Source organism: Aminobacter sp. MDW-2, from assembly GCF_014250155.1.
GTDB classification, from domain to species: domain Bacteria; phylum Pseudomonadota; class Alphaproteobacteria; order Rhizobiales; family Rhizobiaceae; genus Aminobacter; species Aminobacter ciceronei.
On record NZ_CP060197.1, the window covers coordinates 2,880,043 to 2,902,568 of the forward strand.

Below are 22,526 nucleotides of genomic sequence, written 5' to 3' on the forward strand. Positions count from 1 at the left end.
ACCACGCAGGCAACGGCCGGCACCCCCTATCGCGACGAGCCAGTGTGTTCAGGCCTATCGGGTTGGTGCATGGGTAAGGAATTGTGGGGCGTGGCGCTGGCGGGCGCCTGGTGGTTCGGGCATGCGAGCGCCTTGGCGCAAGGCGTCGAGCCGCCACTGATCAAGGGGCAATGGGAGCGGATCTTCACCGAAGAGTTCGACCAGCCAAAGCTCGATCGCGACAAGTGGACCCGCTGCTACTGGTGGGACAAGGACGGCTGTACCAATCTCGCCAACAACGAACTGCAGTGGTACATGCCCGACAATGTCAGCGTCGCCGATGGCGTGCTGCGCCTGACGGCGCGGCCGGAGACGGTGACCGGCCATGAAGGGCGCACCTTCGACTACACGTCGGGCATGGTGACCACGGGGCGTGATTATCTCGAGCGCGCCAAGCCAGACCGTTTCGCCACCACATACGGCTATTTCGAGATCCGCGCCAAGATTCCCAGGGGCAAAGGGCTGTGGCCGGCGATCTGGCTTCTGCCATCGACGCAGGAGCCGCGTCCGGAAATCGACATCCTCGAAGTCCTGGGTCATGCGCCCGACGTCTACGAGATGCACCTGCATTATCTCGACAAGAAGAAGGACTGGAAGAGCGAGGGCAAGAACGCCAAGGTGGTCGACCTTTCGGCCGACTGGCATGCCTATGGCCTGGAATGGCGCAAGGATGCCGTCGTCTGGTATCTCGATGGCAAGGAGATGTGGCGCTACACCAAGCCAGACGGCATCTCGCAGGAACCGATGTACCTGCTCATCAACCTGGCCGTCGGCGGCAACTGGCCGGGGTCGCCTGACGCCAGGACCAAATTCCCGGCCGATTTCCTGATCGACTATGTTCGTGTCTGGCGGCGTGCCGGGTCATGACCGCGCACCCGCCCACCCTGCGGCACCGAGAGCCCACGGCACAGGCGGGCGGCAGTGGTTGGCGATCACTCATCCCGCAGGCGCTGATGGGCTCGTCGCTGATGCGCAACGGCTACGCGCTGATCGCCAACAGCGGCCTGAGTGCGGTGCTGGGGCTGGCGTTCTGGTTCCTGGCGGCGCGTTACTGTTCGCAGGAGGCGATCGGTCTCGGCGGCGCCATCACCGCCACCATCGTCAACCTGTCCAACGCTGCCCAGCTCAATTTTGGCAACCTGCTGGTTCGTTTCGTGCCGACTGTCGGCGGCCGCGCCGGCCGGTTGATCCTGTTCGCCTACGCCACGTCCTTCATCGCCTCGGTCGTCGTCGCTATCGTCTTCCTGCTGGTCGTCGGCGCCTTCATGCCCAAGCTCGACGTGCTGACCGAGAGCGCGGGCGTCATCCTGTGGTTCGTGGCGACCGTCGCCGTCTGGTCGGTGTTCGCGCTGCAGGACAGTGCGCTGTCGGGCCTGCGCCAGTCGATCTGGGTGCCGGTCTCGAAGACAATCTACCAGGTCGTCAAGATCGCCATGCTCATCCCGCTGGCGCTCGCCGGGCTCGGATGGGAGGCCATCGCACTGTCGTGGACCGCACCGGTTCTGGTCTTCGTTCTCGCCGTCAACATGCTGATTTTCAAGCGCCTCGTGCCCAAGGCGCAAGCCGGAACCGGCCATGCCAATCTGATTGACCGCCGCGCCATGGCGCGCTTCTTCGGCTGGGACTACATCGGTTCGGTGTCGATGATGGTGGCCTGGACGGCGACACCGCTGGTCGTGCTCAATTTTGTCGGCGCGGCCGAAAGCGCCAGCTTCTTCGTCGCCTGGACGATCTTCACCTCGCTTTATTATGTCGGCAGCTCGATGGGGCTGTCGCTGCTCGCCGAGGGCGCCAGCGACACCGGCCGGCTGCGCGCGCTGGCGGCGGATGCGGCTGTGATGTCGGTGCTGCCGCTGCTCGGCCTCGTCGCGCTGATGCTGGTGTTCGCCCATCCCATCATGTCGGTGTTCGGTTCTGCCTACGCCACCGAAGGTGCGTCGATCCTCAGGGTGTTCACGCTGGCGAGCGTCGTATCCGCCGTGCTCTCCATCTATCTGTCGATTGCCCGCACCAAGGGCTGGATGCGTTCGGTGGCGGCGGCTGAATTCGCCACGCTGGTCATCGCACTCGGCGCCGGCGCCCTTCTGGTGCGTCGCGAAGGGCCGATCGGCATGGCGCATGCCTGGCTGCTGGCCATGCTGGTGGTCACTGTTGGCGTGGGCGCGCTCGCCCTTTTCACCAGCCGCCGCCACAGCCTTCACGACTGGGGACTTGCGGTCGCCGCCTCGCTGAAGTCGCTCTCGGCCCAGTTCCTGCCCTTCGGCCGCAACAAGGGCATCGCCGTTCCTGGCGACGCCGAGCTTCGGCCGCTCTTGGCAAAGACAGGAAGTGCCGGCGCTTCGGGCTGGCATGCGCTGAAATCCGAGCACGGGCCCGAAGGAACTGACATCGTTTATCTCGGCGACCGGGTGCTGGACGGGGAGGGACGGCACGAGCCGGTTCGGTCGCAAGGCACTTATGCGGTGCTTCGCAGCGCGCACGAGCCGATCGCCGCCGCCTATCTCGAACGCCTGGTCGATAATCTCGACCTGCTGCGGTCAGACAGGCGCGTCGAAGCGCTGTGGCCGCTGCTGCCGACGAGGCTGACCGTCACCCGCGTCGATGGCGCCGTCGATTGCATCGAGGCGATAGCACCGGGCACGGATGGGCGGATGCAGTTGCGCGGCACCTCCGAGCGGCAGGCGGGCCTCGAAACCGTCGCGAAAGCCATGGCTACCCTGCACGGTCAGACAGCCGCCATGCGCACCATAGACGACGTCTGGTTCCACGAATGGGTCGAGCGCCCGGCGGCAAAACTCGCCCAGCTCGGTGGGGCGACAATGACTGCAGCGGCACGTCGGCGGGCGGTTCAACGTTTCGTCGCCTATCAGCGCCGCTACTGGCTCGGCCGCCAGGTGCGTCTCGGCTGGTGCCATGGCGACCTCTGGCCGCAAAACCTCAATTTCGCCGCTGGGGAGGGCAAGTCGGCCCAGCTTGCCAGCTTGCTGGAATGGGGCAATGCGCGATCCAACGCGCCGCGCGGCTATGACGGCTGCGTGCTGGCGGTTGCCATGCGCATGATGACCAGCAGCGAGCCGCTGGGCGCGGCCGTTGCCGATCTGTTGTGGACGCCGGAGTGGCGCGGCGACGAGCTGAAGTGGCTGGGCATCGGCTCGGAGGGGGACGATGACTGGAGCGGCGATAGCGCGGCCATCCGTGCGATGGTCGGCCTCGTCTGGCTGCATCAGGTCAGCGAAAGGGCGCGGCGCCCGGCGCATTCGGGCGTCGGCCGGCTTTGGATTGCGTCAAATGTCGACCGTGTTCTTAGGATCGTCTCCACCGATGGAGGCGCAATATGAATGTGATGACGCGGGAATCCAGTCTTGCCATGTCGCCGGCGCTGAAGGCGCCGCCCTTGGCGGATGCTGGCCGTGTCTCGACAGCGCCGTTCAACCTCGCGTCGATCTGTCTTTGCCTGGCCTTTGCTTTGTGGCTGGCCGTCCTATTCGTCACGGATACTGCCGGTGTCGACGACTACGGCCTGATATCGGTCCTGCCTGGTATCATCTGGGTGGCCTATGCCGCCGTCGGCCTCGGCTTTGCCTTCAGCCTGAAGCGCGGTGTCTGCGAGACCCGCATGCCGCTGTTGATGATCGTCATGCTGGTGCTGCTGCTTCATGGCACCCCGGCCATCGTCTATGACGAGTTGCGTTACGCCTGGGCCTGGAAACATGTCGGTGTCGTCGACTATGCCCAGCGGCACGGCCAGATCGATCCGAAGGCGCCATTCCTTGCCACCTACGCCAATTGGCCCGGCCTGTTTGTCTTCTGCGCCGCGATCGCCAACCTGTTCGACATCAAACCGATCCAACTGGCTGACATCGCCCGCTTTTCGCCGCCGGCGCTTAACCTGCTCTATGTGTTGGTGCTGCCGCAGATCTATCGCCGCTTCACCGCCGACCCACGGTTGGTGTGGGGCGGGGTCTGGCTGTTCGTCATCGGCAACTGGATCGGCCAGGACTATTTCTCGCCGCAGGGCGTCGCCTTTCTGTTCTATCTCTTGCTGGTCGCGCTTTGTGTCGGCCCGCTGCGGATCGTGCCCGGCTGGGCCGACCCGAACGGGCGTGGCTTTTCCAAGTTTTGCGGCCGTTATTTCGCCTTCGTCTCGCGTGGCCAGCCGCCGGTGACGCTGGCCGTCCCGCCAAAACTGCGTGCCGTAGCCTCACTGGCGGCCATGGCGCTGATCGTGATGATCACGGCGACCCACCCGCTCACGCCGATAGTCGTGCTCATGGCCCTTGGCGGCCTCTGGGTCATCGGACAATTGAGCCTTGGCTACCTCGTCTTTGCCGGCCTCGTCGAAGTCGCGTGGCTGCTGTTCTACGCCGACGGCTACATGGCCTCGGTCCTGCCCGAGCTGGTCCAGCGTTTCGGCGACACCTCGAACGAGATCAGCGAGCGCCTGGTAGATACCTCGATCGTCAGTGAAGGACAGGTGGTGGTGTCCTTGGCGTCGCGAGCGCTGACCGGTGCGATCGCGTTGGCGGCGGTCCTCGGCGGTCTGCGCCGGCTCGTGGCGGGGTTCCGCGACGGTCCGGCCATCGTGCTGACGCTGGCTCCAGCCTTCATGATCGTTGCCACCTCCTATGGCGGCGAGATCGTGTTCCGCGTCTATCTCTTTGCACTGCCTTTCCTGACCTTCTTTGCCGCGGCACTGTTTTTCCCATGGTCCGGCTCCCAGCGCGACGCCATCGCGCGCTACGCCATCGGCACGTTCGGCGCCGTGCTCACGGTCGCTTTCGTCCTCGCCAACAACGGCAAGGACCGCCAGTACACCTTCTCACGGGCCGAAGTGGAGGCGTCGGAATGGCTCTACAGCAACGCGCCGGCCGGCTCGGTGCTTGTCGAGGGCGCACCCAATTATCCCGAGCAGTTCATGAATTACGAGAATTTCACCTATGTGCCGATCTCCAACGAGAGCAAGCAATCTATCTCAGCGGTTCTCGCCGATCCGGTGGTCGAACTCGGGGACTGGCTGCGGGCGGTGCCGCCAGGCTCGGCCTTCATCATCATCACGCGCAGCCAGAAGGCCTATATCGACGATCTCGGCGTGATGCCGAAAGGTTCGCTCGATGCGATCGAAAAGGCGTTGCGCAACTCAGCACGTTTCAAGCTGGTGCGTGCCACAGCCGACGCGAGCGTCTTTGCGCCTGATAACCATGGGATCGGGATGGGTGAGTGGATCAAGTAATGAACGCGGCGAAGCATGAACATGAAGAAGCGGCCGGACACATCGGAGGATACGGCTTCGTGAACGGCGCTGCTCAAGAATGCTCTTGCCGGAAAAATGCAATGACTGTTTCATATTAGCTGCGGCGCATCCAGGATGCGCCCGCGCTGTTGGGAGCTTGGGCCCATGCGTATCGGCTGGTTGTTGGTTGCCAGCGTTGTTGTGTCGGGAAGTGCTGAAGCCAGTCCCGCCGGACAGGCTCCAACATCGCCGGCGCTGGGCTTCGCGTCCCCTGATGTACCCCGCGCAATCCAGGCCACCAAGCCGAGCGAAGACAGCCGGGATGGCTTTGTCCTGGCACTTGCGGCGTCCTATATCGCTTTGGGCGACCTCTACCGCGACGGCAAGACCACCGCTGCTGCGGCGGAGGCCGCACTTGCATATTATCGCGGCCTCGACAATCCGGGCCGTCCCGCAGCGATCTATGCGGTCATCTCACCGTCCGACCTGATCGGCGTCGTCAAGGACGCGCCAGCCGATCCGTTCGCGGCATCGAAGCTTTATCTGCAGGCGGCGAATATGGGCAGCTCGGAAGCCCTGATGCGGCTCGGCGACCTTTATCGCGAGGGCAGGGTGGTCGCGGCCGACGCCAGGCGCGCCTATCTGTTCTACGACCAGGCCGCCAAGGCCGGCAACGCTGACGGCAAGCTGCGTGTCGGCGAGATGCTGGCGCGCGGGCAAGGTGTTGCGCGCGACACTGGCAAGGGGCTGGCGATGATCGCAGCACTCGCCGATGCCGGCAATTCCGAGGCGTTGGTGCTGCTTGGCGACCTCTATCGCCCCGGCGCCCAGGGCATGGTCGCGATGGAGCCGGACAAGGCGCTGGACTATTACCGCAAGGCCGCCAGCCTTGGCTACGACGTCGGCAAGCTGCGCGTCGGCGAGATGACAGCTACCGGCCAGGGCACGACGCAGGACGTCCAGGCCGGGCTCGCGATGATCGAAGAGGTGGTGGCGCGCACGCGCAACCCGGCAGGGCTCGTCCTGCTCGGCTCACTCTACAGCCGCACCGATGGCGGTGTCATTGCCATCGATCTCGGCAAGGCCTTCGGCTATTTCCGCCGCGCCGCCGACAGCGGCGACGAGACCGGCATCCTGCGCACCGGCGAGATGCTGGCGCGGGGACGCGGCACTGCTCAGTCCTATCAGGCTGGGCGGGCGATGCTGACCGGTCTTGCCGATCATGGCGATACCTTTGCGCTGATCGCGCTCGGCGATTTGCTCAGCGATGCGGCGGTCGCCCCCGTCGACCTTGCCGCTGCCGTCACATCCTATGAAAAGGCGGCGTCGCTCGGCCACAGCGACGCACTTGTCAGGCTCGGTGATCTCTACAGCCGCAACGGCGCGATCGCCTCCGACCCACCCAAGGCATTCGCCTATTATGTCAGGGCGTCGCGGGCCGGCAATCTGGCCGGTAAGCTGCGCGTCGGCGAAATGACGGTTCTCGGACAGGGCACCGACCGCAATGTCGCCGCCGGCCTGGCGCAGATGAACTCGCTCGCCGACGAAGGCGATGCCAATGCGATGAACCTGCTCGGCGGGCTTTACCAGCGCGGCATAGGCGGACTGCTGCCGGCCAATCCGGTGACGGCGTTCGACTATTTCAGCAAGTCTGCCGAGGCCGGCAGCGTGATGGGCGCCGTCCGTGCCGGCGAAATGAAGGTGCGCGGACAAGGGACGTCAAAGGACGTCGTGGGCGGCCTGCAGATGGTCAAGGCGGTGGCGGATGCCGGCAATGGCGAGGCGCTGATGTCGCTGGCCACCCTTCTGGCCGACGGCTCGACCGGCAAGGTCGACGCGACGGAAGCCGTGCTGGCCTATGAGAAGGCAGCGGCGCTGGGGCGTCCTGATGCGCTGGTGCGCATCGGCGACATCTATCGGTTAGGCGGGACGATACCAGCCGATCCCGCCAAGGCGTTCGACTATTACCGCCGCGCCGGCATGGCCGGCGACGAGACCGGCAGGCTGCGTCAGGGCGAGATGACCGCACGCGGCGAAGGCACGCGCCAGGACATTCCGGCCGGTCTCGATCTGGTCAGGCAGGTCGGCGTCGCAGGCGATCCCTACGCCTATGTGGTGCTTGGCGACCTGCATCTGTCTGGCGCGGTCGGGCCGGTCGATGGTGCTGCCGCTGTCGCGGCCTATGAGAATGCGGCCCGGAAGGGACGCGCCGATGCCTTGCTCAGGCTCGGTGACCTCTACCGTGACGGCAAAGGCGTTCCGGCCGACGGTGGCAAGGCGGCCGAATATTATCTGAAGGCAGTCGACGCGGAGAATCCGGCGGCTTCAGCGGGAGATGTGCAGAACTGAGTTTTGCTGGCCCCGCTTGCCAGGCGCCAGTCAGGGAGTTGGCATTGTCGCGTATCTGCCATGTGGCTCTGATGACGGTGTTCGCCGCACTTTCGGCGAGCACCGCCTTGTCGGCGGAAACCGCGCCCGACGCGGGCGCGCCGGCCACGCCAGGCGCTGTTACCCGGGAGCGTGCGGTCAACGCCGACGCCTTGTTGCGGCTCGGCGATCTCTACAGCAATGCCGACAACGCCAACCGCGATCCGGCCAAGGCGTTCGACTATTACCGCCAGGCGGCGGATGCCGGCAGTGCTGCGGCGCGGCTCCGCGTCGGTGAAATGCGCGTGCTGGGCGAAGGCACCGAACGCGACATCAGCGCTGGGCTTTTGGCCATCGAGGAGGTGGCATCGGCCGGCGACGGCGCAGCACTCGCCTCGCTTGGCGGCCTCTACAGCCATGCCGACAACAGGGCGATCCCGCTCGACCTGCCGCGCGCCTATGACTACTACCGCCGTGCCGCCGCTGCCGGCAACGAAACCGGCATCCTGCGCAGCGGCGAGATGCTGGCGCGCGGCCAAGGTATCGCCAGGGACAGCGCAGCTGGGCTGGCGCTGGTGCGGTCGCTTGCCGATCGCGGCAACATCTATGCGCTGGTCTCCCAGGGCGACCTGATGAGCGATGTCGATGCCGGCGTGCCCGACATGCCAGGGGCGGAGGCAGCCTATGCCAAGGCAGCCGCACTCGGGCATCCCGACGCCTTGCTGCGCCTCGGCGATCTCTTCGGCAGTGGCCGCGCCGGCAAGCCCGACTATGCCAAGGCGTTCGGGTATTACGAAAAGGCTGCCGAGGCCGGTCAGCAGGTCGGCAGGCTGCGCGTCGCCGAACTGACATTCCGTGGTCAGGGCACGCGGCAGGACGTCGAGGGCGGACTGGCGTCGATCAAGGAACTGGCCGATGGCGGCGACGCCGAAGCACTGAGCTTCCTTGGCGATGTCTACAGCGGAGCCACGCCAGCGCCGGTCGCAAAGGATCCTCTTGCGGCGTTCGCCTACTACCAGCGTGCTGCCGACGCCGGCAACACGCGGGCGGCCCTGAGGGTCGGCGAGATGACGGCGCATGGCTTGGGTACGTTGCGCGACGTCTCGGGTGGGCGCGACATGGTTCGCCGGCTCGCCGATGCGGGCAATCCGCTGGCACTGATCAGCCTTGGCGACCTGCTGCGTGAGCCGCAGTCGGGCGCGGTCGACGCAGACGGCGCCGTTGCAGCCTATGAACGTGCAGCCGGCCTGAGCGAACCGGAGGCGCTGGTGCGCCTGGGCGACTTCTACAGCGACGGCATGACCGTTGCCGTGGATCTGCCCAAGGCGCTCGACTATTACAGCAAGGCCGCCGGGCTCGGCGATGTCATTGGGGCCGTCCGCGCCGGCGCCATGTTGGCGCGCGGACAAGGCATAGCCCAGGATGTCACTGCCGGCCGGGCTATGGTGAAGGCTGCGACCGAGAGCGGCGAAGCCGAGGCGCATATCGTGATGGGCGACCTTTTGAGCCGGGGCGATGGCGGCCCGCCCGATGTCCAGGCGGCAATGCGCTGGTATGCCGAGGCGGCGGCGCTCGGGCGGACGCAAGGGCTGATCAGGCTCGGAGATCTCTATCGCGAAGGCAAGCTGCTGCAGAGCAACGGCAAGAAGGCCGCCGGCTATTATCGCCAGGCGGCCGAGGCAGGCGATGCTTACGGGCTGCTCATCCTCGGCTCGGCGCTGTCGGAAAGCCTGTTGCGCAATGCGGGCAAGCCGGCCGACGGAGTTGCCGCCTTGCGTGAGGCCGAAGCAACGGGTCTGGACGATGCTGCGACCGCGCTCGCCGACGCCATGCTTTACGGCATGGGCACCAAGCGTGACGCCAAGGCAGCCGTAGCCCTGCTTGAACAGGCAGCCGGCACCGGCAACGTCGCGGCGGCGCGTCATCTGATCAGCTACTATCGTGACGGCCGCCGTTATGGCCGCACCACCTTCATCAAGGCCGATGCCAAACGCGCCGAGCAGCTGATGACAGGCGTGTCGCCATGGCTGTCGCGCGGCGATCGCCTCGTCGAGGAGATGCTGTTTGCCGCCGCCGCAAATGACACCAAGGGCTACCAGTCGATCGTGGCGCGCATGCACGAACTTTCTGCCGAGCAGCGCCAGTCGCTGGTCCGCATGATGCGGACGACCCATCCGAACGGCTACATCTATCTGGCACAGCAGCAACTCAAGCAGGCCGGCTATTACAACGGGCCTGTCAACGGCGTGCTCAGCGGCTCCACGACGCGCGCGGTCAGCCGCTTTTGCGCGGCCAGGTCGCTGCCCAATGCCTGCCGCTTTGGCCCGATGAGCAGCCAGGCCGGGGACGTCCTGTCCTACGCGTTCTAGATTACGTCAGTCGAAATGATCGCCGAAGATGCGGCTCCAATGCTCGCCCACCAGCCCGTTGAAAAAGCCGTTACCAGTCTGGAACTGCCGGACGAGCTCGGGATCACGCGAATGCACCACCGTCGAGTTGACGTTGATGAAGATGATGCGCCGGCCGAGCATCGCTTCCAGCAGGGCTGGCTGGGTCCTGCCTCTGAGACCGGCGAGGCCGACGCCGGCGGCATGGTTGATCAGGCAGTCGATCACGGCACCAGCCTGGCCGGGCAAGGCCAGAACCTGGAGCACATGGCCGATGCCACCGGGCCGGCCGAAATAGACAAAGGCACCGATCACGGCACCTGTGCGCGCCGCAACCGTAGAGCGGCAGATGTCGCCGAAATCCGTCTTGGCCGAGGCATCCGACATGATGCGCGACAGTGCGTTTTCGTTCCAGTCCGGATGAATGGCGAAGCGCGAGGTGAATTTGCCGAGCAGTGCGGCGAAGCCGTCGGCATCGATGCTTGCCACTGTGTAGCGGCCTTGCGAGGCCGCCGCGTCGCCGGCGCCGAACCAGCGCGAAAACTCGCCGCTGCGGCGAAGGCCGAGACAGGCATCGACGGCGCGGGCCAGCGGCGCGCCGAGGCGTGCGATGGGCAGGCGCTGTCTGGCACCGGCAACGGCGAAGGCTGCCGGTCTGAATACCTTGATCCAGTCGAGGCTGTAGTCAGGCAGGATCGAGCCGCGCAGCGTCGTCCACATATTGGCGGTAACGTCGCTTGCCGTCTCGCTGAACGACAGGTCCTGCGGACCGGCGAGAAATGCCTTGAGCAGCCTTGCGCCGGACAGGTCGTTGCGCTGGTCCTCGTCGACCATCAGCGAACCGCAGATCGAAGCGTTCAGCTTCCTGTCACCAAACCGCATGGGCAGTGACGTCACGCCGATGAAGCCCGAAATGCTGCCGTCGTCGGCGACATTGACCAGGGATGGCGACCCCGCCGTAGCGTCGGTGGAATTGAGATAGAGGCGCTGGAGATAGCCGGGCAGCGAGGCGGGCGTCGGCGTGCGCCGCTTGCGCAGCACGCGCTGGAACATGTCTGCGACGACCGCCATATCAGCGGCCTGCAATGGACGAATTTCAGGCATCGGGCGAAGCCTCGGTCATGTCACGGCAGCAATGGCTTAGGCGGGAAACATCTAGGAAGGGTGAAGGTCGGGCTCCCGGTCACGCGGGATCGAGCTTGCGGACGATCGCCGCGCGCGGTGTCTTGGCGGCGTCGGAGACGAATTCCACCGGTGCATAGACGCGCGCCCGGGCAAGCAGGGCTGCCACCTGGCGGTCCTGGCCGACGCCGAATTCGAAGGCGAGCCAGCCGCCGGGCTTGAGGAAGGTCACCGCATCGCGGATCAACCGCTGGTGGATCGACAGACCGTAGGGGCCGCCGTCGAAGGCTTCCCTCGGTTCGGAGGCCAGCAATTCGCTGCGATCGCCTTCGAGGCGTGCAGACGAGATGTAGGGCGGATTGCAGACGACAAGGTCGATGGACCCGGCTAGGTCCATCCCGTCGAAGGCGCTGAACAGGTCGCCCTGGGCAATGGTCACCCGGTCGGCCAGACCGAGACGGTCGGCATTTCGACGGGCGGTGGCGACGGTGCTGTCGGTCAGGTCGGCGCTCCAGACGCGCGCGCCCGGCATCTTGGCGGCGATCGCCAGGCCGAGATTGCCGGAGCCGCAGCACATGTCGATTACCCTGGCGTCGGCGCCGCGGCCGTAGAGCAGGCCGAGCGCTGCACGGCCGAGGATTTCGGTTTCCTCGCGCGGCACGAGCACGTCGCTCCCGAGCTCGAGCTCGATGTCCATGAATTTGTGCAGCCTGATGCCAGACTTGTCGCCGTTGTTCTCAACGATATGCATGGTTGCCCTCGCCAAGTCCTTTGCCCGCTCCATGACAACCCCAGCGCCCCGGATCGTCAACCGATCAATGCTTCTCCCGGGTGCGATTGTCATCAACATGACTTGTTCATACAATTCGTTACACAAAGAACCTTCTATCAATATCTACTATCGTATCGACGGTTGCGAAACCGAGACTATCGGCTTTGTGATGTGTTTTGATATCGGAAGTGTGCTTTCCTGCCATTGGTTAACTTGCGCTAAACACGTGCGCTTGTCGCACTAGCGAAACAGAGTCCGGCGTATGTGTGGATTTGTCGGGTATCTCGGGAATGTCGAGCCAGCAACGGCTGACGGGCTGCTGCGGCGCATGACCGGCAGCATCGCCCATCGGGGTCCCGACGAGCAGGGCGTGTTCGTCTGTCCTTCGGCCGGCCTTGGCCATGCCCGCCTGTCGGTCGTCGGCCTTGGCGACGGCCAGCAGCCGATGGCCAGCGCTTCGGGCGACCTCCACATCGCCTTCAACGGCGAGATCTTCAACTATGTCGAACTGCGCGACGAGCTGAAGGCGCGCGGCCGCCGATTTCGCACAGGCAGTGACACCGAAGTGATCCTGCATCTCTATGAGGAGATGGGCCCCGACTGCGTCGACCTGATGAATGGCGACTTCGCCTTCGCCGTCTGGGACGCGCCGCGGCAGCGCATGTTCTTCGCCCGGGACCGGATGGGGGTGCGACCGCTGTTCTACACCGAAGTCGGCGGCACTTTGTATTTCGCTTCAGAGGTCAAGGCCTTTGCCAGGGTGCCCGATTTCACCGCCGAACTCGACGAAATCGCGCTCGACCAGATCTTCACCTTGTGGGCGCCGATCGCGCCGCGCACCGCCTTCAAGAATGTCTACGAGCTCGAACCCGGGCACATCATGATCGCCGACAAGGGCGGGCTGGTGACGCGTCCCTATTGGCAGCTTGATTTCCCCGATGCCGAAGCATCCCGGGCGCCGCGCGACGAGAGGCAGGCGGCGGAGGAACTCCGTGAGCTTCTGACCGACGCGACACGTATCCGCATGCGTGCCGACGTGACCGTCGGCTCCTACCTCTCGGGCGGCCTCGATTCCTCCATCGTCTCGGCGCTGGCGGCACCTATGGCAACCGGGGGATTGCGCACCTTTTCGGTCACCTTCGACAGTGCCGAGCATGACGAAAGCGAGTTTCAGGAAGAGATGGCGCTGGCCATCGGCTCGCACCACAGCGCGGTCAATGTCGGCCCCGGCGACATTGCTTCGATCTTCCCTGAAGTGATCAATGCCACCGAGCGGCCGGTCATCCGCACGGCCCCGGCGCCGCTCTATCAGCTCTCCGGCCTGGTGCGCGCCAAGGGCATCAAGGTCGTGCTGACGGGCGAGGGCGCCGACGAGGTCTTCGCCGGCTACGACATCTTCAAGGAGACGCTGGTGCGGCGCTTCTGCGACCGTCAGCCCGGCTCGGCCAGCCGGCCGCATTTGTTCCGCAAGCTTTATCCCTATCTGCCGGGGCTGCAGAAGCAGTCGGCGTCCTATCTCGCCGCCTTCTTCGGCGCCGGCAAGGACAGCCTCGACGACCCGCTCTATTCGCACCGCCCGCGCATGCGAAACACGGCTGCGGCAAAGCTGTTCTTTTCCGGTGACCTGCGTGCCAGGCTCGCTTCCTACGACGCGGCGGCCGAGCTCGTCTCGCAATTGCCGGAGCGTTTCGGCCGCTGGCATCCACTGCACCAGGCGCAATATCTCGAAAGCCGCTACCTGTTGCCGGGCTACATCCTGTCGAGCCAGGGCGACCGCATGTCGATGGCGCACGGCATCGAGGGCCGCTTCCCGTTCCTCGATCATCGCCTTGTCGAGTTCGCCAGCCGGCTGCCACCCGGCATGAAGCTCAAGGGGCTGGTCGAAAAGCACATCTTGCGCGAGGCGACCAAGGACCTGTTGCCGCCGTCGATCGGCCAACGCACGAAGCAACCCTACCGCGCCCCGGATTCGCAATCCTTCGTCGGTGCTGGCGAGCAGCCGTGGCTGCGTGAGGCGATGAGTTCCGAGGCGATCACCGATTCAGGATTTTTCGACGTTTCGACGGTAAGGAAGCTGACTGAAAAGTGCCGGCAGCAGGCAGTGTCGGGCTTCCGGGACAATGCTGCCTTCGTCGGCATCCTGTCGACGCAGCTGTGGCACCGGTCGTTTGCCGGATCGAGGTCCGACGTTACCGAGGCCGCCTGAGGATTGATCAAAAGGAGAGAGCATGACGCAGCAGATCAAGGACACGGTCAAAGCCTTCATCATCGACAACTTTTTGTTCGGCGACACCACCTACGCGCTCGCCGATGACGTTTCGCTGATCGAAAGCGGCGTGATCGACTCCACCGGGGTGCTGGAACTGGTGACCTATATCGAGGACCAGTTCGGGCTCGAAATGGCCGATTCCGACATCGTTCCGGCCAATCTCGACTCGCTGGTGCGGATCGCCGCCTTCATCGAGGCCAAGCAGGCTGCTGCGCAGCCGGTCAAGCAGGCAGCTGGCGCCGCCTGAGGCGTCCGGGAGGGGGCAATGCGACTGGAGCAGTTCTTACGCGACAGTGCACGGTTGCGGGGCGACAAGACCGCGCTGATTGCCCGCGACATGCGCCTGACCTATGCCGATCTCGACAGCATGTCGGACCGGCTGGCGGCAAGGCTTGGTGACCTCGGCGTCGGCCGCGGCGACCGCGTGCTGGTCTTCATGGACAATTGCTGGGAAGCCGCGGTGTCGGTGTTCGCCATCGCCAAGGCCGGCGCTGTTTTCAGCCCGATCAACCCGTCGACCAAGGCCGACAAGCTCGATTTCATCATCGGCAACTGCCGCGCGCGCGCCGTGCTGACCCAGGCCCGGCTGCTGCCGGTCGTCACCGAGGCGAATGATGGCGGCGAGCTGATCGTCGTCTCGACGGCCGCCGGCGGCAAGGCGCCCGAAGGGGCCGTCTCGTTCGAAGAATGCCTGCAAGGCAGCGCGGTTCCGCCCACTCACGGCGGCATCGATGTCGACCTTGCCATGCTGATCTACACTTCGGGCTCGACCGGCCGGCCCAAGGGCGTGATGATGACCCATCGCAACATCGAGGCGGCGGCGGGCTCGATCACCACCTATCTTGAAAACACGCCCGACGACATCATCCTCAACGTCCTGCCGCTGGCCTTCGATTACGGGCTCTACCAGCTGATCATGTCGGTCAAGATGGGCGCGACGCTGGTGCTGGAGAAGTCGTTCTCCTTCCCGCAGGCGATCTTCGACGTTATCCGTGCCGAAAACGTCACCGGTTTCCCGCTGGTGCCGACGATGGCAGCACTGATCCTGCAGATGCGCGACATCAAGCCGGGCTTCCTGCCCAGCCTGCGCTACGTCACCAACACCGCCGCCGCCCTGCCGCCGGCCCATATCGCACGGCTGCGCGAGCTGTTCCCCGGCGCCCGGCTCTATTCCATGTATGGCCTGACCGAGTGCAAGCGTTGCACCTACCTGCCGCCGGCGGAGCTCGACCGGCGCCCCGGATCGGTCGGCATCGCCATTCCCAACACCGAAGCCTTCGTCGTCGACGATCTCGGCCAGCCGGTGCCGCCTGAGACACCGGGCGAGTTGGTCATCCGCGGGCCGCATGTCATGCAGGGCTACTGGGAGAATTCGGAAGCGACCAACCGCATGCTGCGCCCGGGCTTCAACCCGTGGGAAAAGCTGCTCTACACCGGCGACCTGTTCCGCCGCGACGCCGAAGGTTTCCTCTATTTCGTCGGGCGCAAGGACGACATCATCAAGACGCGTGGTGAAAAGGTGGCGCCCAAGGAGGTCGAGGCCGTTCTTCACGCCTGTCCCGGTGTCGCCGAGGCGGTGGTGATCGGCATACCCGACCCTATCCTCGGTCACGCCATCGGCGCGCTGATCGTGCTTTCCGATCCCAACCTGACCCAGCGTGAAATCCTGCGCCACTGCCAAGCCAATCTCGAGGATTTCATGGTGCCCAAGATCATCGAGTTCCGATCCGAATTGCCCCGGACCGACACCGGCAAGGTCAGCCGGCGTCTCGCCGCCGAATCCATGGAGCCGACGCAATGAACATGCCATTGGCGCAAACCGTTAGTTTCGGCGCGGCGACGCTGACCATCGATCCCGAAGCCGAAGCGACGAGAATATCAGCCGCCTTGCGCAGCCAACTGACCGGCACGCTCCGCCGGCGCGGGCTTGTGCTCGGCCTGTCGGGCGGCGTCGATTCGAGCGTCAGTGCTGCCCTCGCGGTGCGCGCCGTCGGCGCCAAGAACGTCTTTGCTCTGTTCATGCCGGAGGACGATTCCGATCCCGAAAGCCTGCGTCTCGGACGCCTCGTCGCCGAAACCTTCGGGATATCCGCGGTCGTCGAGAACATCGGCCCGACGCTCAAGGCGATGGGCTGCTACGAGCGCCGCGACGCCTTCATCCGTGAACTGGTGCCCGAATACGGCGCCGGCTGGGCGTGCAAGATCGTCATCGCCAATGCGCTGACCAACGAAGGCTACAACATTTCGTCGCTGGTGGTGCAGGATCCCGAGGGCAAGCAGACCAAGCTGCGCATGCCGCCGCATGTCTATCTCGGCATCGTCGCCTCGACCAACATGAAGCAGCGGACGCGCAAGCAGGTCGAATATTTCCACGCCGACCGACTCAACTACGCCGTCATCGGCACACCGAACCGGCTGGAATACGACCAAGGCTTCTTCGTCAAGAACGGCGACGGTGCCGCTGACGTCAAGCCGATCGCCCATCTCTACAAGTCGCAGGTCTACCAGTTGGCCGCCCATCTCGGCGTGCCGGAGGAAATCCGCCGGCGGCCGCCGACCACCGACACCTATTCGCTGCAGCAGACGCAGGAGGAGTTCTATTTCTCCTTGCCATATGATCGCATGGACCTGTGCCTCTACGGGCTCAACAACGGCATTGCGGCGGAAGAAGTCGGCCTTGCTGCCGGGCTGACCGCCGAGCAGGTTGGCCGCGTCTGGACCGACATCGCCTCCAAGCGCAAGACGACGCGTTACCTGCACAGCGGCCCGCTTCTCGTCGATCCCGTGCCGGAGATCTGAGGCGCCTGATGGAGGCCACCGTTTCGCCGGTGGCCCTTTCCGCGACTGATCTTATTCCGGGCGCAGGAAGCGGCCGTTAACCCAGCCTTCCTGGCCGCGATAGCGCACCTTGCACCAGCTCTGGCGATCCTGGCAGCCGAGATTGCGCAGGCCGCTGGCATCAAACGGGATTTCGGCGATCAAGAAACCGCGCGGCGAAGGCGTCGAGCGCATGTTGAGCACGTCGTTGGGCGTCACGCCGACGACACGCCAGGAGCGCGGATCGGGCCCGGGGCCAGGACCCGGGTTCGGGCCCGGGCCGGGCTCGCCACCGCGGCCGAAGATCGAGACGCTGAGCGAGAAGGGGGCGGGCCGATTGCGCCGCGCTTCGGCACGCACCAAATAGATCTGGATGGTGTAGAGGCCGGAGGCGGGCAGGCGTCCGTCCCACCGCGTCTGCTCACGCGCTATGGCGCGGCCGCGCGGGTCGAGCACGTTGAAATAGAGGAAGGTGTTGCGCGAATTGAGGTCGAGGCTCATGCGCTGGCCGGCTCGCGCCTCGAGCCGGTAGGAGGCGCTGATCGGGCCGAAGACAATGCCGCGCACCGTCGTCTGCGTAGCACCAGGGCGCATGCGCAGCGTTTCCATGCGCTCCTGGGCTGCCACGACCTGCGGCACGGCAGGCGCAAAGGTCAGCATCGCTGCAAAGAGAAGACCGAGTTTCCGCATCTGGTATCCCCGCTTGATCAATAGCTTGGGGATGTTAGCCGATGTGCCGGCACAGAGGAATCCAATTTCGACGGAGGGCCTAACCGCCGCTGATCGCCGTCAATACGAAGACTTCGACACCGGGCTTGAGCCTGGTTGTCAGCGTGGCGCGTTCGCCTTCGACAAAGACGTTCATATGCTTGCGGATCGCCGGGCGGCTGTCGCAGATGCGGTCGCGCATACCGGGCCAGCGGCTGTCGAGCTCGTCGACCATGTCGCGGACGGTTTCAGCCGGAACTTCGACGCGCCTCGAAGCACCCGGAAACAGATCGACCAGCACCCCGGGCAGGCGCACCACGACGGTGGCGAGCGCTGCTTTTCGGCTTTCCGGGGCAGGGCTGTTGTCCACGGCCGCCGCTCAGTCTACGACCAGCGTTTCGACCGACAGGATTGCCGGCAGGTGCTGGGTGACATTGACCCAACTCTCGCCTTCGTCGGCACTGGCAAACAGCGCGCCCGAACTGGTGCCGAAATAGACGCCTGATGGGTCGAGCCTGTCGGTTGCCATCGCCTGGCGCAGCACGCCGATATAGGCGTTTTCCTGCGGCAGGCCGTTGCGCATCGCCTGCCACTCTCGGCCGCCGTTGCGGGTCCGCCAGACGGCGGCCTTGGCATCGGGCACGTAGCGGCCGGCGCTGTCGCCGTTGAGCGGCACGAGATAGAGCGTTTCGGGGTCGCGTGGATGCGCTGCCGCCGGGAAGCCGAAGGTCGAGGGCAGGCCCTTTTCGATGCTCACCCAGCGCTTGCCGCCATCGTCTGACCGGTACATGCCGCAATGGTTCTGCTGGTAGAGCCGGTCGGGCATGCCCGGCGCCATCACCAGATTGTGCACGCACTGGCCGAATTCTGGGTAGTTTTCGCCCTCGGGCATGAAATCGGCGCGGGTGCCGAGATTGCGCGGCTCCCAGGTTGCGCCGCCATCGCCAGTGTAGAACACGCCGGCCGCCGAAATGCCGATCCAGATGCGGTCCTGGTCGTCGGGATCGAGTACCAGCGAATGCAGGATGAGGCCAGCACCGCCGGGGTTCCAGTGCGGCCGGGACGGATGCTGCTGCAGGCCGTCGATGTGCTGCCAACTCTGGCCGGAATCGTCGCTGCGGAACAGGCCGGCGGGCTGGACGCCGGCATAGAGGCTGCCATTGCCCTTGGCGAGGCTCCACACCGCCTTGATCGGTTCCTCGCCCTCGGCATAAGCGAGCCCCTCCGACGAATGCGTCCAGGTCTCACCGAGATCTGTCGATTTCCACACCGCAGGGCCGAACCATTCATTGCCGCCGGCGCCCCAGATAGTGCCGGTCTTCGGGTCGGCGACGACATGGTTCATCGGCCAGGTCTCGCAGAATGGGCCGCGCAGTTGCCACGAACGCCTGTCGGCGTCGCTTTCGGCGATGAAGGCGCCTTTCTTGGTGCCGAGCAGGACAAGCACTTTCTCTGCCATGGTCTCCTCCCGCAGTGCCGATCTTCAGGGATCGATTCCGGATCGGCTGCTATCGCATTTCAAACACTGGCTTTTCCCGGCAATGCCGGCTCGGGATCCCGGCTCCTCCCGGGGATGATCCAGATGCTGACAAAGACAGCCGACCATAGCGGCAAAGCGGCAGGCGGGCCAGATTGAGCTGCCATGCTCCTGACAAACGACAGCCCAGACTGTGCCGGCGACATTCGAGTTGACAGGGCGCCATAATTCAATACCCGTCGCGCTTTAGGTTGGACATATCAGCGTGCTCGGGAGGACCCATCGGATGACCATCAACGTAGCCCCTGTCGGCTTGGCGCGGGATCTTGCCGAGCGAGGCAAGTCGGGTAAGCCGATCCGCATCGGCCTGATCGGTTCGGGTGAGATGGGCACCGACATCGTGGCGCGAGTGGCGCATATGCCCGGCATCGAGGTCGGCGCGATCTCCGAGCTCAACCTGCCCAACGCGCATCGCGCCGTGGATATCGCCTATCAGGAGAAGGGCCATGCCCGCGAAGTCGCCTCCGGCTCGGCGATGAGCGAAGCGATCGAGGCCGGCAAGGTCGCGGTGACCAACGATGCCGACCTGATCCTCAACAGCGGCCTGATCGACGTCGTCATCGATGCGACGGGCGTTCCCGCCGTCGGTGCCGAGATCGGCCTGCGCGCCATGGAGCATGGCAAGCATCTTGTGATGATGAATGTCGAGGCCGACGTCACCATCGGCGCTTACCTCAAGTCAGAGGCCGACCGGCTCGGCGTCACCTATTCGCTCGGTGCCGGCGACGAGCCGTCGTCCTGCATGGAGCTGATCGAATTCGTTTCGGCGATGGGCCACACCATCGTTGCCGCCGGCAAGGGCAAGAACAACCCGCTCAACATCGATGCGGTGCCCCACGACTATGCCGAGGAAGCTCAGCGCCGCAACATGAACGTGCGCATGCTTGTCGAGTTCGTCGACGGCTCGAAGACCATGGTCGAGATGGCGGCGATCGCCAACGCCACCGGCCTGGTGCCCGACAAGGCCGGCATGCATGGCCCGGCCGCGACCTTGCCCGAGCTCAACAAGGTGCTGGTCCCGGAGAAGGACGGCGGTGTTCTCTCAAAGGTCGGCGTCGTCGACTATTCGATCGGCAAGGGTGTGGCCCCCGGCGTCTTCGTCATCGCCGACATGTCGCATCCGCGCATCCGCGAGCGCATGGAAGATTTGAAGATGGGCCATGGCCCGTATTTCACCTTCCACAGGCCCTACCACCTGACCTCGCTCGAGGTGCCGCTGACCTGTGCGCGTGTCGTGCTCTACGGCAAGGCCGACATGGTGCCGCTGGCCAAGCCGGTGGCCGATGTCTGTGCGGTTGCCAAGAAGGATCTTGCGCCCGGCGACGCGCTCGATGCCATCGGCGAATACACCTACCGCGCCTGGATCATGACGGCGGGCGAGGCCCGTGCGGCAAAAGCGATCCCCTGCGGCCTGCTGCAGGGCGGCACGGTGACGGCCCCGATCAAAAAGGGCGAACTGATCACCACGGCCAACGCCGCCGTTGCGCCAGGTTCGAAGATCGCTGAGCTGCGCGCAAGGCAGGACAGGCTGGTTTACGGGGCATAAGGCAACGAGCTGGCCGGCAGGCGAGCGAAGCTTGCGATCTGGGCGTTGGCGGACGCCCAGATCGTGGACGACGATCATGGAAATGAGGAGATGACCATGGACAGCAACTCGGGCGCGACGCCCTCGCAACTGATCGATGCACGGATCAAGGACCTGGGCGACTGGCGCGGCGAGACGCTTGCCCACGTCCGCGCCTTGATCAAACAGGCCGCCCCCGAAGTGGTCGAGGAGTGGAAGTGGCGGGGCGTTCCCGTCTGGGAGCACGCCGGCATCATCTGCACCGGCGAGACCTACAAGAGCGTGGTCAAGCTGACCTTTGCCAAGGGCGCGTCGCTCGAGGACCCGTCCGGCCTGTTCAACTCCAGCCTCGATGGCAACACCCGCCGCGCCATCGACATCCATGAGGGCGACACGCTCGATGAAACGGCGCTGAAGGCGCTGGTTCAGGCGGCGGTGGCGCTGAACATGTCGGTCAAGGCTGCCCGCGCGCCGAAGAAGGCAAAGAGCGGCTGAGGCGTAAGGCCCGCTTCGGCGGGCAGGGCTCCTTGGTCCGCTGCCTGCTTGCATTTCGGCTCGCCAGCTTAGGTTACGCCTCCAGCGCGCCTGTTCGCGCATCGCTGCTGGGGGCCACGCCGACCAGTTTGACGAGGTCGTCGCCGGCGCGCGTGGCGCGGTGCGAGCGGCGGGTGAGGATGAATCCATCCTGCGGTGCCAGCACCTCGACCCTGCCGCCGTCCTCGCCGGCCGCGCGCACGATCGTCGCGATATGGGCTCCCGCCTTGACGGTGTCGCCCGGATTGACGTGGTAGAGGATGGCGCCCGCGCAAGGGGCGGGCACCATCTCGATATGGTCGATCGGCGCTACCACGCCGGCGAACGTCTTCTGAGTTTCGATCCACGTGTCCTCGATCACGCCACGCGCCACAAGCAGGCGATAAAGGCCCTGAGCGTCGGCTTCGGCAACGGTGGCATAGACATCGGAGACGCCGCGATACTCGACTGTCGTGACGACGCGGCTTTCGAGCCTTGCTTCCTTGCGCGGCATCTTGAGATAGGGATGCAGCGAGGCTTCATCGAAGGATGAGCCCGACTGGCCGCTCCACAGGATGACGGCGTCCACGCCCATGTTGGCGGCACAGTCGGCCATCGCCGGCCACAGCTCGTCGGGCACGTAGAGATAGGCGACACCCTCGTCGTCGCAATGCAGGTCGAGCACGATGTCGTGGCCAAGCGACAGCTTGAGCAGGCGCGCCTTCAGCCGCCGGTCCGACGACATCGGTACCTCGTCACCCGGCAACAGCGCGGTGTCGGGCCTGTCGAGCAACGGGAAATCGCGATTGTAGTTGACGCGTGTGCCGAGGTCGAAGCGGCCTTGCGACGCCCCGAACAGCAACTGATTGGCGCCGATCGGGTTGGCGCGCGGCACGATTGTGACGTTGCCACGCACGCGGCCTTCGTTTTCCGCCTTGCGCAGTATTGGCATCAGCGCGTCGATGGCGACGACGCCGGGGAGTTCGTCGCCATGCAGGGCCGCCTGGATGTAGGCCGAGGGCGCTTCGGACGAGGTGCCCGAAATGCGGTAGAGCGCAAATTCGTAGGCGATGCCCTCGCTGTCGCCCCTGATCGTCTCGACCGATTTTTCCATGCCATGTCCCTCGATGCTTCGACTGCTGCCTAACCGCTCGGCTGGTGATTCACCAGAGCCGAGGTGGTGTGTCATGGTCCAGCGCGC

Annotated in this window: 17 protein-coding genes; 11 read left to right on the forward strand and 6 right to left on the reverse strand. The window is 65.1% G+C overall.

Annotated elements, in window-relative coordinates; all coding sequences use genetic code 11:
* The first annotated feature begins 69 nt into the window (after positions 1–69).
* From H5P29_RS14140 to H5P29_RS14160, 5 genes are all read left to right on the forward strand, one after another.
* Positions 70–906 (forward strand): family 16 glycosylhydrolase, encoded by an 837-nt coding sequence (locus H5P29_RS14140; protein ID WP_083948543.1) that lies wholly within the window; start codon positions 70–72, stop codon positions 904–906.
* Complete coding sequence (locus tag H5P29_RS14145) at positions 903–3,377, forward strand: phosphotransferase (RefSeq protein WP_154386358.1); 2,475 nt, start codon at positions 903–905, stop codon at positions 3,375–3,377. The genes H5P29_RS14140 and H5P29_RS14145 overlap by 4 nt, the downstream gene beginning before the upstream one ends.
* Positions 3,374–5,269, forward strand: a complete 1,896-nt coding sequence (locus H5P29_RS14150) for a hypothetical protein (protein ID WP_154386357.1) — start codon at positions 3,374–3,376, stop codon at positions 5,267–5,269. The genes H5P29_RS14145 and H5P29_RS14150 overlap by 4 nt, the downstream gene beginning before the upstream one ends.
* 165 nt (positions 5,270–5,434) lie before the next feature.
* On the forward strand, positions 5,435–7,618 hold the full coding sequence (locus tag H5P29_RS14155; protein WP_185910372.1) for a tetratricopeptide repeat protein: 2,184 nt from the start codon (positions 5,435–5,437) through the stop codon (positions 7,616–7,618).
* 44 nt (positions 7,619–7,662) lie between these two features.
* Positions 7,663–10,005 carry an SEL1-like repeat protein gene (locus H5P29_RS14160; protein WP_154386355.1) on the forward strand — a complete coding sequence of 781 codons (2,343 nt, stop codon included), beginning with the start codon at positions 7,663–7,665 and terminating at the stop codon, positions 10,003–10,005.
* 6 nt (positions 10,006–10,011) lie between these two features.
* Here the strand turns inward: H5P29_RS14160 and H5P29_RS14165 are convergent, their stop codons facing one another.
* Together H5P29_RS14165 and H5P29_RS14170 are read right to left on the reverse strand one after the other, a co-directional pair.
* Positions 10,012–11,127, reverse strand: coding sequence for a hypothetical protein (locus H5P29_RS14165; protein ID WP_154386354.1), 1,116 nt, complete (start codon positions 11,125–11,127; stop codon positions 10,012–10,014).
* Positions 11,128–11,206: 79 nt separating this feature from the next.
* Positions 11,207–11,896, reverse strand: a complete 690-nt coding sequence (locus H5P29_RS14170) for a HemK family protein methyltransferase (protein WP_246670836.1) — start codon at positions 11,894–11,896, stop codon at positions 11,207–11,209.
* A 283-nt stretch (positions 11,897–12,179) separates the two neighbouring features.
* Between H5P29_RS14170 and asnB the strand changes: the two genes are divergently transcribed.
* From asnB to nadE, 4 genes are read left to right on the forward strand one after another with little or no spacing between them, the layout of a single operon-like run.
* Positions 12,180–14,123, forward strand: a complete 1,944-nt coding sequence (asnB, locus tag H5P29_RS14175) for an asparagine synthase (glutamine-hydrolyzing) (RefSeq protein WP_154386352.1) — start codon at positions 12,180–12,182, stop codon at positions 14,121–14,123.
* Between the two features lie 22 nt (positions 14,124–14,145).
* Positions 14,146–14,433: an acyl carrier protein gene (locus H5P29_RS14180; protein WP_154386351.1), complete on the forward strand. Its 288-nt coding sequence runs from the start codon at positions 14,146–14,148 to the stop codon at positions 14,431–14,433.
* A gap of 18 nt (positions 14,434–14,451) precedes the next feature.
* Positions 14,452–15,987: a class I adenylate-forming enzyme family protein gene (locus H5P29_RS14185; protein WP_154386350.1), complete on the forward strand. Its 1,536-nt coding sequence runs from the start codon at positions 14,452–14,454 to the stop codon at positions 15,985–15,987.
* Positions 15,984–16,985: an NAD(+) synthase gene (gene nadE / locus H5P29_RS14190; protein ID WP_154386349.1), complete on the forward strand. Its 1,002-nt coding sequence runs from the start codon at positions 15,984–15,986 to the stop codon at positions 16,983–16,985. The genes H5P29_RS14185 and nadE overlap by 4 nt, the downstream gene beginning before the upstream one ends.
* A 51-nt stretch (positions 16,986–17,036) precedes the next feature.
* On the opposite strand, the gene H5P29_RS14195 is transcribed toward nadE, so the two are convergent.
* The 3 genes from H5P29_RS14195 to H5P29_RS14205 form a co-directional block, all read right to left on the reverse strand.
* The gene (locus H5P29_RS14195) at positions 17,037–17,693 is read right to left on the reverse strand and encodes an SH3 domain-containing protein (RefSeq protein ID WP_154386348.1); all 657 of its coding nucleotides are present in this window, start codon (positions 17,691–17,693) and stop codon (positions 17,037–17,039) included.
* A 79-nt stretch (positions 17,694–17,772) separates the two neighbouring features.
* A complete protein-coding gene (locus H5P29_RS14200; protein WP_067960169.1) occupies positions 17,773–18,081 on the reverse strand; it encodes a MoaD/ThiS family protein in 309 nt (102 codons plus the stop codon).
* Positions 18,082–18,090: 9 nt separating this feature from the next.
* Complete coding sequence (locus H5P29_RS14205) at positions 18,091–19,170, reverse strand: exo-alpha-sialidase (protein ID WP_154386347.1); 1,080 nt, start codon at positions 19,168–19,170, stop codon at positions 18,091–18,093.
* A gap of 304 nt (positions 19,171–19,474) precedes the next feature.
* Here H5P29_RS14205 and H5P29_RS14210 point away from each other — a divergent pair, with 304 nt between their 5' ends.
* Positions 19,475–20,794 (forward strand): NAD(P)H-dependent oxidoreductase, encoded by a 1,320-nt coding sequence (locus H5P29_RS14210; protein ID WP_154386346.1) that lies wholly within the window; start codon positions 19,475–19,477, stop codon positions 20,792–20,794.
* 96 nt (positions 20,795–20,890) lie between these two features.
* A complete protein-coding gene (locus H5P29_RS14215; protein ID WP_246670835.1) occupies positions 20,891–21,307 on the forward strand; it encodes a DUF1801 domain-containing protein in 417 nt (138 codons plus the stop codon).
* Positions 21,308–21,380: 73 nt separating this feature from the next.
* Here the strand turns inward: H5P29_RS14215 and H5P29_RS14220 are convergent, their stop codons facing one another.
* Positions 21,381–22,439 (reverse strand): succinylglutamate desuccinylase/aspartoacylase family protein, encoded by a 1,059-nt coding sequence (locus H5P29_RS14220; protein ID WP_154386344.1) that lies wholly within the window; start codon positions 22,437–22,439, stop codon positions 21,381–21,383.
* Positions 22,440–22,526: the final 87 nt, after the last annotated feature.

What these genes read in the sequence shown, in the direction of transcription:
- H5P29_RS14140 (WP_083948543.1), top strand. Translation starts at nt 70, where the DNA reads ATGGGTAAGGAATTGTGGGGCGTGGCGCTGGCGGGCGCCTGGTGGTTC.
- H5P29_RS14145 (WP_154386358.1), top strand. Translation starts at nt 903, where the DNA reads ATGACCGCGCACCCGCCCACCCTGCGGCACCGAGAGCCCACGGCACAG.
- H5P29_RS14150 (WP_154386357.1), top strand. Translation starts at nt 3,374, where the DNA reads ATGAATGTGATGACGCGGGAATCCAGTCTTGCCATGTCGCCGGCGCTG.
- H5P29_RS14155 (WP_185910372.1), top strand. Translation starts at nt 5,435, where the DNA reads ATGCGTATCGGCTGGTTGTTGGTTGCCAGCGTTGTTGTGTCGGGAAGT.
- H5P29_RS14165 (WP_154386354.1), bottom strand. Translation starts at nt 11,127, where the DNA reads ATGCCTGAAATTCGTCCATTGCAGGCCGCTGATATGGCGGTCGTCGCA.
- H5P29_RS14170 (WP_246670836.1), bottom strand. Translation starts at nt 11,896, where the DNA reads ATGCATATCGTTGAGAACAACGGCGACAAGTCTGGCATCAGGCTGCAC.
- asnB (WP_154386352.1), top strand. Translation starts at nt 12,180, where the DNA reads ATGTGTGGATTTGTCGGGTATCTCGGGAATGTCGAGCCAGCAACGGCT.
- H5P29_RS14180 (WP_154386351.1), top strand. Translation starts at nt 14,146, where the DNA reads ATGACGCAGCAGATCAAGGACACGGTCAAAGCCTTCATCATCGACAAC.
- H5P29_RS14185 (WP_154386350.1), top strand. Translation starts at nt 14,452, where the DNA reads ATGCGACTGGAGCAGTTCTTACGCGACAGTGCACGGTTGCGGGGCGAC.
- nadE (WP_154386349.1), top strand. Translation starts at nt 15,984, where the DNA reads ATGAACATGCCATTGGCGCAAACCGTTAGTTTCGGCGCGGCGACGCTG.
- H5P29_RS14195 (WP_154386348.1), bottom strand. Translation starts at nt 17,693, where the DNA reads ATGCGGAAACTCGGTCTTCTCTTTGCAGCGATGCTGACCTTTGCGCCT.
- H5P29_RS14205 (WP_154386347.1), bottom strand. Translation starts at nt 19,170, where the DNA reads ATGGCAGAGAAAGTGCTTGTCCTGCTCGGCACCAAGAAAGGCGCCTTC.
- H5P29_RS14210 (WP_154386346.1), top strand. Translation starts at nt 19,475, where the DNA reads ATGACCATCAACGTAGCCCCTGTCGGCTTGGCGCGGGATCTTGCCGAG.
- H5P29_RS14215 (WP_246670835.1), top strand. Translation starts at nt 20,891, where the DNA reads ATGGACAGCAACTCGGGCGCGACGCCCTCGCAACTGATCGATGCACGG.
- H5P29_RS14220 (WP_154386344.1), bottom strand. Translation starts at nt 22,439, where the DNA reads ATGGAAAAATCGGTCGAGACGATCAGGGGCGACAGCGAGGGCATCGCC.